Consider the following 13092-nt stretch of genomic DNA (forward strand, 5'->3'; position numbering starts at 1 on the left):
GGCGCGGGCGAGCATGGCGGGCCGCGTGCGGTGGCGGCTCCGATGACGCCCGCGGTTATTCGAGCTTTCCACTCCCGTCACGGTGCGTCCATACGAAGGACGTGATCGCGCCCGCGGGACCCGTCGGGACCGGCCGCCGGACCCGACAGAGAGTGCCCATCCGTCGCACACACGCGCGCGTGGCTACGATGGGCCAGCCGGGGTGGCCAGCAGGGGCCGCACGGCGCAACGACCGTCGGGAAGGCCATGCTGAACAAGTACGCGCGTGCATTCTTCACGCGTGTCCTCACACCGTTCGCCGCGTTTCTCATCCGCCGGGGCGTGAGCCCGGACACGGTCACGCTCCTCGGCACGGCCGGAGTGGTCGCGGGCGCGCTGGTCTTCTTCCCCCGGGGCGAGTTCTTCTGGGGCACGATCGTGATCACGCTGTTCGTGTTCTCGGACCTGGTGGACGGCAACATGGCCCGCCAGCTGGGCCGCACCAGCCGCTGGGGTGCCTTCCTGGACTCCACCCTGGACCGGGTCGCCGACGGCGCCATCTTCGGCGGCTTCGCCCTCTGGTACGCGGGCAACGGGAACAACGACGTCCTGTGCGCGGTCTCCATCTTCTGCCTGGCCAGCGGCCAGGTGGTGTCCTACACCAAGGCGCGCGGCGAGTCGATCGGACTGCCGGTCGCCGTCAACGGTCTCGTGGAGCGCGCCGAGCGCCTGGTGATCTCGCTGGTGGCGGCCGGTCTGGCCGGCTTCCACAAGTTCGGTGTCCCGGGCATCCAGATCCTGCTCCCGATCGCCCTGTGGATCGTGGCCGTGGGCAGCCTGGTCACCCTGGTCCAGCGGGTCGTCACGGTCCGCCGGGAGTCCGCCGAGGCGGAGGCCGCGGCCGAGCGCGAGAAGGCCTCGCACGGGAGCGAGGCCTCCCAGTGACCGCCGTCGACCGGGTCACCGACGCTCTCTACGGACTCGGCTGGAGCACCGTCAAGAAGCTCCCCGAACCGGTCGCCGTGCGCCTCGGCAACTCCATCGCGGACCTCGCCTGGAAGCAGCGCGGCAAGGGCGTCCAGCGGCTTGAGTCGAACTACGCGCGCGTGCGGCCCGACGCGAGCCCGGAGCGGCTGCGCGAGCTCTCGCGCGCGGGGATGCGGTCGTACCTGCGCTACTGGATGGAGTCCTTCCGGCTGCCGTCCTGGAGCGAGGAGCGGGTCCGCACCGGATTCCTCCCCAAGGACGTGCACCACCTGACCGAGGGCCTCGCCTCCGGCCGCGGTGTGATCCTCGCGCTGCCGCACCTGGCCAACTGGGACCTGGCCGGTGCCTGGGTCACCACCGAGCTGGAGACCCCGTTCACCACGGTCGCCGAGCGGCTCAAGCCCGAGACGCTCTACGACCGCTTCGTCGCCTACCGCGAGGGCCTCGGCATGGAGGTCCTGCCGCACAGCGGCGGCTCCGCCTTCGGCACCCTGGCCCGCAGGCTGCGCGACGGCGGCCTGGTCTGCCTGGTCGCCGACCGCGACCTGTCCGCCTCCGGCATCGAGGTCGGCTTCTTCGGCGACACCGCCCGGATGCCCGCCGGACCCGCCCTGCTGGCCCAGCAGACCGGCGCGATCCTGCTGCCCGTGACGCTCTGGTACGACGACACCCCCGTCATGCAGGGCCGCGTCCACGCCCCGATCGAGGTACCCGAGTCAGGTGACAAGGCCGCGAAGACGTCTGTCATGACACAGGCGCTGGCCGACGCCTTCGCCACCGGGATCGCCGACCATCCGGAGGACTGGCACATGCTCCAGCGCTTGTGGCTCGCCGACCTCGACCCCGCGAAGGGACCGTCGTGAGGATCGGCATCGTCTGCCCCTACTCCTGGGACGTCCCGGGTGGCGTCCAGTTCCACATCCGCGACCTCGCCGAGTACTTCATCCGCCTCGGCCACGACGTCTCCGTCCTCGCCCCCGCCGACGACGACACCCCGCTGCCGCCCTACGTCGTCTCGGCCGGCCGCGCCGTCCCGGTGCGCTACAACGGCTCGGTGGCCCGCCTCAACTTCGGCTTCCTGTCCGCCGCGCGGGTGCGCCGCTGGCTGCACGACGGCGCGTTCGACGTGGTCCACATCCACGAGCCGACCTCCCCGTCCCTCGGCCTGCTGACCTGCTGGGCGGCGCAGGGCCCGATAGTGGCCACCTTCCACACCTCCAACCCGCGCTCCCGCGCGATGATCGCCGCGTACTCGATCCTGCAGGCCGCCCTGGAGAAGATCAGCGCCCGGATCGCGGTGAGCGAGTACGCCCGCCGCACCCTGGTCGAGCACCTCGGCGGGGACGCCGTCGTGATCCCCAACGGCGTCGACGTCGACTTCTTCGCCAAGGCCGAGCCGCGCCCCGAGTGGCAGGGCGACACCATCGGCTTCATCGGCCGCATCGACGAGCCCCGCAAGGGCCTCCCGGTCCTGATGAGGGCACTCCCCAAGATCCTCGCGGCCCGCCCGCAGACCCGGCTCCTGGTGGCCGGCCGGGGCGACGAGGAGGCCGCGGTCGAGTCCCTCCCCGCCGAGCTGCGCTCCCGCGTCGAGTTCCTCGGCATGGTCAGCGACGAGGACAAGGCCCGCTTCCTGCGCAGCCTCGACCTGTACATCGCGCCCAACACGGGCGGCGAGAGCTTCGGGATAATCCTGGTCGAGGCCCTGTCCGCCGGTGCCCCCGTCCTCGCCTCCGACCTCGACGCCTTCGCCCAGGTCCTGGACCAGGGGGCGGCCGGCGAGCTCTTCGCCAACGAGGACGCGGGCGCGCTGGCGGAGGCGGCGGTACGGCTCCTGGAGGACCCGGAACGCCGGGCCGGGCTGCGCGAGCGCGGCAGCGTGCACGTGCGGCGCTTCGACTGGTCCACGGTGGGCGCCGACATCCTGTCCGTCTACGAGACGGTGACGGCGGGCGCGGCGGCGGTGGCGGCGGACGAGCGGTCGGGGCTGCGGGCGCGGTTCGGGCTGGCGCGGGACTAGACGCTCCGCTGGGAGGGCCGCGACATCTGAGGTGCCGGGACAGGTCGTCTGTAGGCTGCGGCGCCGTCGTGGCCGGTCGCGCAGTTCCCCGGGCCCCTGACGGGGCGCTGTGGCGGGCGCTTCCTATAGCGTTCCGCCCGTGACTGCAACGCTCGTCTGGACGCTCTGGATCCTGGCCGCCCTCGTGGTGGTCGGCCTGTACCTCAGCTGGACCGCAGGCCGTCTCGACCGGCTGCACTCGCGGATCGACGCCGCGCGGGCCGCTCTCGACGCCCAGTTGCTGCGGCGGGCCTCGGTGGCCCAGGAGCTGGCGACCTCGGGGGTGCTGGATCCCGCCTCCTCGATCGTGCTGTACGAGGCCGCGCACGCCGCCCGGCAGGCCGAGGAGGAGCAGCGGGAGGTCGCCGAGAGCGAGCTGAGCCAGGCCCTGCGGGCGGTGTTCGAGGACCCGCAGCAGGTCGAGGAGGTGCGGGAGGCCCCCGGCGGGGAGGCCGCCGCGGGCGAGCTGGCCGAGGCCGTACGCCGGGTTCCGATGGCCCGCCGCTTCCACAACGACGCCGTCGGCGCGGCCCGCCGGCTGCGCGAACACCGCAAGGTCCGCTGGTTCCGGCTGGCCGGTCACGCCGCCTTCCCACTGGCCTTCGAGATGGACGACGAACCGCCCGCGGCGCTGGTCGAGCGCACGGCCTGACCGGAAAACGATCCACCGCCTTCCCATTGGCCCTTGCTGTGGCCTGGTCCACTCGCGTTTCCTCGGTGTTTGCAGAAACCCTCTTTCAGCGAGTGAGGTCACCCGTGTCCACCAGTGAGAACCAGACCCCCGAGACCGGCACCGCCCGTGTGAAGCGCGGCATGGCCGAGCAGCTCAAGGGCGGCGTGATCATGGACGTCGTCACGCCGGAGCAGGCGAAGATCGCCGAGGACGCGGGCGCCGTCGCCGTCATGGCCCTGGAGCGGGTCCCGGCCGACATCCGCAAGGACGGCGGGGTGGCCCGGATGTCCGACCCGGACATGATCGAGGGCATCATCGAGGCCGTGTCGATCCCGGTCATGGCCAAGTCCCGGATCGGCCACTTCGTCGAGGCCCAGGTCCTCCAGTCGCTCGGCGTCGACTACATCGACGAGTCCGAGGTCCTCACCCCGGCCGACGAGGTCAACCACTCCGACAAGTGGGCCTTCACCACCCCCTTCGTCTGCGGCGCCACCAACCTCGGCGAGGCCCTGCGCCGGATCGCCGAGGGCGTGGCCATGATCCGCTCCAAGGGCGAGGCCGGCACCGGCAACGTCGTCGAGGCCGTCCGCCACCTGCGCCAGATCAAGAACGAGATCGCGCGGCTGCGCGGCTACGACAACAACGAGCTGTACGCCGCCGCCAAGGAGCTGCGCGCCCCCTACGAACTGGTCAAGGAGGTCGCCGAGCTCGGCAAGCTGCCGGTCGTGCTGTTCTCCGCCGGCGGTGTCGCCACCCCGGCCGACGCGGCCCTGATGCGCCAGCTCGGCGCCGAGGGCGTCTTCGTCGGCTCCGGCATCTTCAAGTCCGGCGACCCGGCCAAGCGTGCCGCCGCCATCGTCAAGGCGACCACCTTCTACGACGACCCGAAGATCATCGCGGACGCGTCCCGCAACCTCGGCGAGGCCATGGTCGGCATCAACTGCGACACCCTCCCCGAGACCGAGCGCTACGCCAACCGCGGCTGGTAAGGCCAGAGGTTCCGCGCACATGACCGACGCACCTGTCATAGGCGTCCTGGCTCTCCAGGGCGACGTACGGGAGCACCTCATCGCCCTGGCCGCGGCGGACGCCGTGGCCAGGCCGGTCAGGCGCCCCGAGGAACTCGCCGAGGTGGACGGCCTCGTCATCCCCGGCGGCGAGTCCACCACCATCTCCAAGCTGGCCGTCCTGTTCGGCGTGATGGAGCCGCTCCGCGCGCGCGTGCGGGCCGGAATGCCCGTCTACGGCACCTGCGCGGGCATGATCATGCTCGCCGACAAGATCCTCGACCCGCGCTCGGGCCAGGAGACGATCGGCGGCATCGACATGATCGTGCGCCGCAACGCCTTCGGGCGGCAGAACGAGTCGTTCGAGGCGGCGGTCGACGTCCGCGGGATCGCGGGCGATCCTGTAGAGGGCGTGTTCATCCGCGCCCCCTGGGTCGAGTCGGTCGGTGCGGAGACCGAGGTGCTCGCCGAGCACGAGGGCCACATCGTCGCGGTCCGCCAGGGCAACGCGCTCGCCACGTCGTTCCACCCGGAACTGACCGGCGACCACCGCGTGCACTCCCTGTTCGTCGACATGGTGCACGCGTACCGGGCGACGGAGTCCTAGTAGGATCTCTGGCGTTCGTTGTTTGGATGGGTTACGCGAAGGAGACAGGCAGATGTCCGGCCACTCTAAATGGGCTACGACGAAGCACAAGAAGGCCGTGATCGATGCCAAGCGCGGCAAGCTCTTCGCGAAGCTGATCAAGAACATCGAGGTCGCGGCCCGCATGGGCGGCGTGGACATCGAGGGCAACCCGACTCTCTACGACGCCATCCAGAAGGCGAAGAAGCAGTCGGTCCCGAACAAGAACATCGACTCCGCGGTCAAGCGCGGCGGCGGTCTCGAGGCCGGCGGCGCCGACTACGAGACGATCATGTACGAGGGCTACGGCCCGAACGGCGTCGCCGTGCTCATCGAGTGCCTCACCGACAACCGCAACCGTGCCGCCTCCGACGTCCGCGTCGCCATGACCCGCAACGGCGGCAACATGGCCGACCCGGGCTCGGTGTCGTACCTCTTCAACCGCAAGGGCGTCGTCATCGTCCCCAAGGGCGAGCTGACCGAGGACGACGTCCTGGGTGCCGTTCTGGACGCGGGCGCCGAGGAAGTCAACGACCTGGGCGAGTCCTTCGAGGTGCTCAGCGAGGCCACCGACATGGTCGCCGTCCGCACCGCCCTCCAGGACGCCGGGATCGACTACGACTCCGCCGAGGCCAACTTCGTCCCGACCATGCAGGTCGAGCTGGACGAGGACGGCGCCAAGAAGATCTTCAAGCTGATCGACGCCCTGGAGGACAGCGACGACGTGCAGAACGTCTTCGCCAACTTCGACGTCAGCGACGAGGTCATGGAGAAGGTCGACGCGTAGCGCTGCCGCGGGCTGAGCAGAGTCGGCGGGCCGGAGGGACACGTCCCACCGGCCCGCCGCTGTTGTCGGTGGCAGCGGCTAGCCTGGCGCCATCCGCAGATCACCGTCCACGGACCGCAACCATCAGTTGAGGAACCACGACGGTGCTCGGCCAGGTCCGCGAGAGCGGTGGCGGTCTAGCCGCAAAGAGGGGAGGGGGCGCGGTGCGTGTTCTGGGGGTGGACCCCGGGCTGACCCGGTGTGGTGTCGGGGTCGTCGAGGGCGTCGCCGGGCGGCCGCTCACCATGGTCGGCGTGGGCGTCGTACGGACGCCGGCGGACGCCGAGCTGGGCCATCGCCTCGTCGCCATCGAGCAGGGCATCGAGCAGTGGCTGGACGAGCACCGGCCCGAATTCGTCGCCGTGGAGCGGGTGTTCAGCCAGCACAACGTACGGACCGTGATGGGCACCGCCCAGGCCAGCGCCGTCGCCATGCTGTGCGCCGCGCGCCGCGGCATCCCTGTCGCCCTGCACACCCCCAGCGAGGTCAAGGCGGCCGTCACCGGCTCCGGACGTGCCGACAAGGCCCAGGTCGGCGCCATGGTCACCCGGCTGCTCCGGCTCAGCGCCCCGCCCAAGCCCGCCGACGCCGCCGACGCCCTCGCGCTCGCCATCTGCCACATCTGGCGCGCCCCCGCGCAGAACCGACTCCAGCAGGCCGTGGCCCTGCACGCAGCCAACGCAACGAAAGGCCGTACGGCATGATCGCCTTCGTCAGCGGCCCGGTCGCCGCCCTCGCCCCGGACTCCGCGGTCGTCGAGGTGGGCGGGATCGGCATCGCCGTCCAGTGCACCCCCAACACCCTGTCCGGGCTGCGCATGGGCCAGCAGACCAAACTCGCCACGTCGCTGGTCGTCCGCGAGGACTCGCTCACGCTCTACGGCTTCGTGGACGACGACGAGCGCCAGGTCTTCGAGCTGCTGCAGACGGCGAGCGGCGTCGGCCCGCGGCTCGCGCAGGCGATGCTCGCCGTGCACAACCCCGACGCGCTGCGCCGCGCGGTCGCCACGGGTGACGAGAAGGCGCTCATCGCGGTGCCGGGCATCGGCAAGAAGGGTGCGCAGAAGCTGCTGCTGGAGCTGAAGGACCGCCTCGGTGCCCCCGTCGGCGCCCCCGCGATCGGCGCTCCGGTCTCCCAGGGCTGGCGCGACCAGCTGCACGCCGCCCTGATCGGCCTGGGCTACGCGACCCGGGAGGCCGAGGAGGCCGTCACCGCCGTCGCCCCGCAGGCCGAGGCCGCCGGGGGCCCGCCCCAGGTCGGCCAGCTGCTCAAGGCGGCCTTGCAGACCCTCAACCGCGCCCGCTGACCCCACCACCGCTGAGGCACATCACTTATGAACTGGGACGACCCGACCGACACCGGCGCCGACGCGGAGCGGCTGGTGGGCGCCGTCGCCGACCGTGAGGACCAGGCCGTCGAGGCCGCCCTGCGCCCCAAGGACCTCGGCGAGTTCATCGGCCAGGAGAAGGTCCGCGAGCAGCTCGACCTGGTGCTGCGCGCCGCACGCGCGCGTGGCGCGACCGCCGACCACGTGCTGCTCTCCGGCGCTCCCGGCCTGGGCAAGACCACCCTCTCCATGATCATCGCGGCCGAGATGGGTGCCCCGATCCGCATCACCTCGGGCCCCGCCATCCAGCACGCCGGCGACCTGGCCGCGATCCTCTCCTCCCTCCAGGAGGGCGAGGTCCTCTTCCTCGACGAGATCCACCGCATGTCGCGGCCCGCCGAGGAGATGCTGTACATGGCGATGGAGGACTTCCGCGTCGACGTGATCGTCGGCAAGGGGCCGGGTGCCACCGCCATCCCCCTGGAGCTGCCCCCGTTCACGCTGGTCGGCGCCACCACGCGCGCGGGCCTGCTGCCGCCCCCGCTGCGCGACCGCTTCGGCTTCACCGCGCACATGGAGTTCTACGAGCCGCGCGAGCTGGAGCGGGTCGTGCACCGTTCGGCCAACCTGCTGGACGTCGAGATCGAGCCGGCCGGCGCCGCCGAGATCGCCGGCCGCTCGCGCGGCACGCCCCGCATCGCCAACCGGCTGCTGCGCCGGGTCCGGGACTACGCGCAGGTCAAGGCCGACGGACTGATCACGCCTGAGATCGCGCACGCGGCGCTCGCCGTCTACGAGGTGGACGAGCGCGGCCTGGACCGGCTGGACCGCGCGGTCCTGGAGGCCCTGCTCAAGCTGTTCGGCGGCGGCCCGGTCGGTCTGTCGACCCTGGCGGTGGCGGTGGGGGAGGAGCGCGAGACGGTCGAGGAGGTCGCCGAGCCCTTCCTGGTCCGCGAGGGCCTGCTGGCCCGCACCCCGCGCGGCCGTGTCGCCACCCCGGCGGCCTGGGCGCACCTGGGCCTGACCGCCCCGCGCGGCGCGGCGGGCGGAACCGGCCAGCAGGACCTGTTCGGCACCTGACACCGGCGCGGGGAGGGGCCGACCGGACCGCGGACCCTTTTCGCGCCCGATGTCCGACACCTCACACATCCGGCTCCCGAACCGTTGCCGATGAGAACGCGCCGAGCCCGCCGCATCCCGGGACCGGCCCCGGACTCGCGCCCTTCGCCGCCCCGGCGGACCGCCGCCCGCCGACCAGGCCCCGGCCGCAGACGTGATCTCTTCGTGACGGCGGGGCATTGGCGGGCCCAGGAACCCAGGTGCCATGCTGAGCGTTGTTCCATGCGCGCGGACTCGCTTAGACTCCGCCGATGCCGCCTTTGCGGGCGGCGCCGACCACACCCCCATCATCCAGGCCGCTCACCGCCGCGGCTGCGCGAAGGAAATTCCGTCCCGTGAATAGCTTGCCTCTTCTCGTGTTCATCGTCCTCATCGCGGCCATGTTCCTGATGACGCGTTCCACCCGGAAGCGCCAGCAGCAGGCCACCCAGATGCGGAACGAGATCCAGCCCGGCAACGGGGTCCGCACCATCGGGGGCATGTACGCGACGGTCAAGGAAGTGAACGAGGACACGGTCCTCCTCGACGCCGGTCCGGGCGTCGACCTCCTCTTCGCGAAGAACGCGATCGGCGCCATCCTCACGGACGACGAGTACAACCGCATCGTGCACGGCGTCGAGCACGACCTGAAGTCCGACGCCGACGTCGTCCCGGACGACGCCTCCTCCCTCACCGAGACCGACGACGAGCCTGCCGAAGCTGCCGCCGCCTCCGACGACAAGGCCGTCGACCTCGGGAAGAAGGACGCCGCCGGGGCCGAGGACGAGGAGGGCACGACCGACGGGCCGGCCGAGTCCGCGACCGCCGAGGCGAAGGCTGACGAAGAGCCGAAGAAGACCGACGGCGACTCCGACGCGAAGTAGCCGTGTCCCGGGGAGCGGTGCGCACATCCCACGCGCACCCCGCACCCCGGGTGCGTCTGTTTCCCGCACGGGATCCCGACACCATGTCATGGCCGACCGCACCGACCAGGCGCGCGGCGGCCCGAGAGGGAGTACGAGAAGGTGGCAGCACCTAAGAGGGGCCGGAGCGCGAGCGCCCAGAGCAAGCCAGGGCGCTCGCTGGCCCTCATCCTGATCGCCATCGTGGCGCTCACCGGCGGAATGTTCGCCTCCGGAAACACCACTCCGCGTCTCGGTATCGACCTGGCCGGTGGTACGAGCATCACGCTGCAGGCGAGGAACGAGCCGGGCCAGCCCAACGCGATCAACAAGACCAACATGAACACCGCGGTCGAGATCATGAACCGCCGTGTCAACGGTCTGGGCGTGTCCGAGGCAGAGGTCCAGACCCAGGGCACCAGCAACATCATCGTCAACATCCCCAAGGGCACGAACTCCGCAGAGGCCCGCCAGCAGGTCGGCACCACCGCGAAGCTGTACTTCCGCCCGGTCCTGGCCCAGGAGGCCAGCGGCGCCGCGGCGTCGAGCGCCTCCCCGAGCGCGTCCGCCAGCGGCAGCTCCAGCGCCTCCCCGAGCTCCTCCCCGTCGAGCAGCGCGTCCGGGTCCCAGACGGCGACCGGGTCGTCCGCCTCGCCGTCGTCCTCGCCGTCGTCCTCGGCCACCTCGCAGGGCCGCGCGGTCACCGACGCCCTGAAGGCCGGCTCCACGGCGTCGTCCTCGGCGTCCGCCTCCTCGTCGGCGAGCCCCTCCGCCACCTCCTCGGCCGACGCGAGCGCCTCTGCCAGCGCCTCCGCCGCGGCCTCGAAGCTGGAGGCCGAGTACACCGCGCTGGACTGCACCAAGGCCGCGCAGCGCGCCACCGCCGGCAAGAGCGCCAAGCCGACCGACACCACCGTGGCCTGCGGCCAGATCGGCGGCGCCTGGTACAAGTACGTGCTCGGCCCGGCGCGCGTGGACGGCACCGATGTCAAGAAGGCCCAGGCCGTCTTCGACACGCAGGGCGCCTCCGGCTGGCAGGTCCAGATGTCCTTCACCTCCGGTGGAGCCAAGAAGTTCGCGGACGTCACCGCCGAGCTCGCCAAGAACGCCTCCCAGCCGACGAACGAGTTCGGCATCGTCCTCGACGGCGAGGTCGTCTCCAGCCCGACCGTGAGCCAGTCGATCACCGGCGGCCAGGCGGAGATCTCCGGCAGCTTCACCCAGGAAGAGGCCCAGAGCCTCTCCAACATGCTGTCCTACGGCGCGCTCCCGCTCTCCTTCAGGACCGAGAGCGTCACCACCGTGACCGCCGCCCTCGGCGGCCAGCAGCTGCACGCCGGCCTGATCGCGGGCGCCATCGGCCTCGCGCTGGTCATCATCTACCTGCTGGCCTTCTACCGCGGCCTGTCGCTGATCGCGATCCCCTCGCTGCTGGTCTCCGCGGCCCTCACCTACACGATCATGTCGCTGCTCGGCCCCACGATCCACTTCGCGCTGAACCTGCCCGCCGTCTGCGGTGCGATCGTCGCGATCGGCATCACGGCGGACTCGTTCATCGTGTTCTTCGAACGCATCCGGGACGAGATCCGCGAGGGCCGCACGCTGCGCCCCGCCGTCGAGCGGGCCTGGCCGCGCGCCCGGCGCACCATCCTGGTCTCCGACTTCGTGTCGTTCCTGGCCGCCGCCGTGCTGTTCATCGTGACCGTCGGCAAGGTCCAGGGCTTCGCGTTCACCCTCGGTCTGACCACCGTGCTCGACGTGGTCGTCGTCTTCTTCTTCACCAAGCCGCTGATGACGATCCTCGCCCGGCGTAAGTTCTTCGCGAGCGGCCACAAGTGGTCGGGCCTCGACCCGAAGGGCCTGGGCGCCAAGGCCCCGCTGCGCCGCACCCGCCGTCCCGCCGGCCCCACCGCCGGTCCTGTCGACCCGAAGGAAGCGTGAGCGATGTCGAAACTCGGCAACCTCGGCGCCCGACTGCACCGCGGCGAGATCAGCTACGACTTCGTCGGCAAGCGCAAGATCTGGTACGGCATCTCCATCCTGATCACCATCACGGCCATCGTCGGCCTGGCGGTGCGCGGCCTGAACATGGGCATCGACTTCCAGGGCGGCGCCGTCTTCACCACCTCGAAGACCAGCGTCTCGGTGTCCCAGGCGGAGACCTTCGCGAAGGAGGCCTCCGGCCACGACGCGGTCGTGCAGAAGCTCGGCACGGGCGGCCTGCGCATCCAGATCGCCGGCATGGACACCGAGAAGTCGGACGCGACCAAGGCCAAGCTGGCCAAGGACATGAACGTGGACCCCGAGTCCATCAACTCCGACCTGGTCGGCCCCAGCTGGGGTGACGAGATCGCCAACAAGGCCTGGGAAGGCCTCGGCATCTTCATGGTCCTCGTGGTGATCTACCTGGCGATCGCCTTCGAGTGGCGGATGGCGCTCGCGGCCCTGGTCGCGCTGATCCACGACATCACCATCACGACCGGTATCTACGCCCTGGTCGGCTTCGAGGTCACGCCCGGCACGGTCATCGGCCTGCTCACGATCCTCGGTTACTCGCTCTACGACACGGTCGTCGTCTTCGACAGCCTCAAGGAGCAGACCAAGGACATCACCAAGCAGACCCGCTTCACCTACAGCGACATCGCCAACCACTCGATCAACGGCACCCTGGTCCGTTCGATCAACACCACGGTGGTCGCGCTGCTGCCGGTCGCGGGCCTGCTGTTCATCGGCGGCGGCTTCCTCGGCGCGGGCACGCTCAACGACATCTCGCTGTCGCTGTTCGTCGGTCTCGCCGCCGGTGCCTACTCGTCGATCTTCATCGCCACGCCGCTGGTCGCCGACCTCAAGGAGGCCGAGCCGCAGATGAAGGCCCTGAAGAAGCGCGTCCTCGCCAAGCGTGCCCAGGCCGCGGCCGAGGACGAGATGGCCGAGGCCCGCGTGGGCGGCTCCGACGAGGGATCCGACGACGCCGCTCCGGCCGTCGTAGGCCCGCGCAACCAGCCCGCGTCCCGCAACCGCGGCGGCCGCGGCCGCCCGTCGGGGAAGCGCCGGTGACCGACATCGAGGAACTGCTGCTCAGCCGTATCCGGGACGTCGAGGACTACCCGGAGCAGGGCGTGATGTTCAAGGACATCACCCCGCTCCTGGCGGACCCGGCCGCGTTCACCGCGCTCACCGACGCCCTCGCGGAGATCGCCGAGCGCACCGGCGCCACCAAGATCGTCGGCCTGGAGGCCCGCGGCTTCATCCTGGGCGCCCCGGTCGCCGTCCGCGCCGGCCTCGGCTTCATCCCGGTCCGCAAGGCGGGCAAGCTCCCCGGAGCCACCCTCCGCCAGGCCTACGAGCTGGAGTACGGCTCTGCCGAGATCGAGGTGCACGCCGAGGACCTCGGCACGGACGACCGGATCCTGATCGTCGACGACGTGCTCGCCACCGGCGGCACCGCGGAGGCCGCGGTCGAGCTGATCCACCGCGCCGGCGCCGGGGTAGCGGGCGTCGCGGTCCTGATGGAGCTGGGCTTCCTGGGCGGCCGCGGCCGCCTGGAGCCGGCCCTGCGGGGAGCGCCGCTGGAGGCCCTCCTCCAGGTCTGAGCGTCGTACGACCGAC

General features: G+C 71.2%; 13 protein-coding genes and 1 pseudogene. All 14 read left to right on the forward strand.

Annotated features, from left to right (window positions below; genetic code table 11):
* Nucleotides 1-188: 188 nt before the first annotated feature.
* The 14 genes and pseudogenes from pgsA (at nucleotide 189) to ACFZB3_RS41130 (ending at nucleotide 13076) form a co-directional block, all read left to right on the forward strand.
* Nucleotides 189-924 (forward strand): annotated as a pseudogene (pgsA, locus tag ACFZB3_RS41065) (phosphatidylinositol phosphate synthase).
* A complete protein-coding gene (locus ACFZB3_RS41070; RefSeq protein WP_391386364.1) occupies nucleotides 921-1829 on the forward strand; it encodes a phosphatidylinositol mannoside acyltransferase in 909 nt (302 codons plus the stop codon). The pseudogene pgsA and the gene ACFZB3_RS41070 overlap by 4 nt, the downstream one beginning before the upstream one ends.
* Entirely contained in the window at nucleotides 1826-2986 is a 1161-nt protein-coding gene (locus ACFZB3_RS41075) for a glycosyltransferase (protein ID WP_391386367.1), read from the forward strand. The genes ACFZB3_RS41070 and ACFZB3_RS41075 overlap by 4 nt, the downstream gene beginning before the upstream one ends.
* A 139-nt stretch (nucleotides 2987-3125) precedes the next feature.
* On the forward strand, nucleotides 3126-3677 hold the full coding sequence (locus tag ACFZB3_RS41080; protein ID WP_391386370.1) for a hypothetical protein: 552 nt from the start codon (nucleotides 3126-3128) through the stop codon (nucleotides 3675-3677).
* Nucleotides 3678-3781: 104 nt separating this feature from the next.
* Nucleotides 3782-4687, forward strand: a complete 906-nt coding sequence (gene pdxS / locus ACFZB3_RS41085; RefSeq protein ID WP_391386372.1) for a pyridoxal 5'-phosphate synthase lyase subunit PdxS — start codon at nucleotides 3782-3784, stop codon at nucleotides 4685-4687.
* Nucleotides 4688-4706: 19 nt separating this feature from the next.
* Entirely contained in the window at nucleotides 4707-5312 is a 606-nt protein-coding gene (pdxT, locus tag ACFZB3_RS41090) for a pyridoxal 5'-phosphate synthase glutaminase subunit PdxT (protein ID WP_391386375.1), read from the forward strand.
* Between the two features lie 52 nt (nucleotides 5313-5364).
* Entirely contained in the window at nucleotides 5365-6117 is a 753-nt protein-coding gene (locus ACFZB3_RS41095; protein WP_189264651.1) for a YebC/PmpR family DNA-binding transcriptional regulator, read from the forward strand.
* A gap of 203 nt (nucleotides 6118-6320) precedes the next feature.
* Nucleotides 6321-6860 carry a crossover junction endodeoxyribonuclease RuvC gene (gene ruvC, locus ACFZB3_RS41100; RefSeq protein WP_089103224.1) on the forward strand — a complete coding sequence of 180 codons (540 nt, stop codon included), beginning with the start codon at nucleotides 6321-6323 and terminating at the stop codon, nucleotides 6858-6860.
* On the forward strand, nucleotides 6857-7462 hold the full coding sequence (gene ruvA / locus ACFZB3_RS41105; RefSeq protein ID WP_391386379.1) for a Holliday junction branch migration protein RuvA: 606 nt from the start codon (nucleotides 6857-6859) through the stop codon (nucleotides 7460-7462). The genes ruvC and ruvA overlap by 4 nt, the downstream gene beginning before the upstream one ends.
* A gap of 27 nt (nucleotides 7463-7489) precedes the next feature.
* A complete protein-coding gene (gene ruvB / locus ACFZB3_RS41110; RefSeq protein WP_351704447.1) occupies nucleotides 7490-8563 on the forward strand; it encodes a Holliday junction branch migration DNA helicase RuvB in 1074 nt (357 codons plus the stop codon).
* A gap of 374 nt (nucleotides 8564-8937) precedes the next feature.
* Nucleotides 8938-9465 carry a preprotein translocase subunit YajC gene (gene yajC / locus ACFZB3_RS41115; RefSeq protein WP_391386382.1) on the forward strand — a complete coding sequence of 176 codons (528 nt, stop codon included), beginning with the start codon at nucleotides 8938-8940 and terminating at the stop codon, nucleotides 9463-9465.
* Between the two features lie 141 nt (nucleotides 9466-9606).
* Nucleotides 9607-11424 (forward strand): protein translocase subunit SecD, encoded by a 1818-nt coding sequence (secD, locus tag ACFZB3_RS41120; protein ID WP_391386384.1) that lies wholly within the window; start codon nucleotides 9607-9609, stop codon nucleotides 11422-11424.
* 3 nt (nucleotides 11425-11427) lie between these two features.
* The gene (gene secF / locus ACFZB3_RS41125; RefSeq protein WP_391386387.1) at nucleotides 11428-12540 is read left to right on the forward strand and encodes a protein translocase subunit SecF; all 1113 of its coding nucleotides are present in this window, start codon (nucleotides 11428-11430) and stop codon (nucleotides 12538-12540) included.
* On the forward strand, nucleotides 12537-13076 hold the full coding sequence (locus ACFZB3_RS41130; RefSeq protein ID WP_391386390.1) for an adenine phosphoribosyltransferase: 540 nt from the start codon (nucleotides 12537-12539) through the stop codon (nucleotides 13074-13076). The genes secF and ACFZB3_RS41130 overlap by 4 nt, the downstream gene beginning before the upstream one ends.
* Nucleotides 13077-13092 lie beyond the last annotated feature (16 nt).

Origin of the sequence: Streptomyces sp. NPDC008092, assembly GCF_042957285.1 — a bacterium.
In the GTDB taxonomy this organism is placed as follows: Bacteria; Actinomycetota; Actinomycetes; order Streptomycetales; family Streptomycetaceae; genus Streptomyces.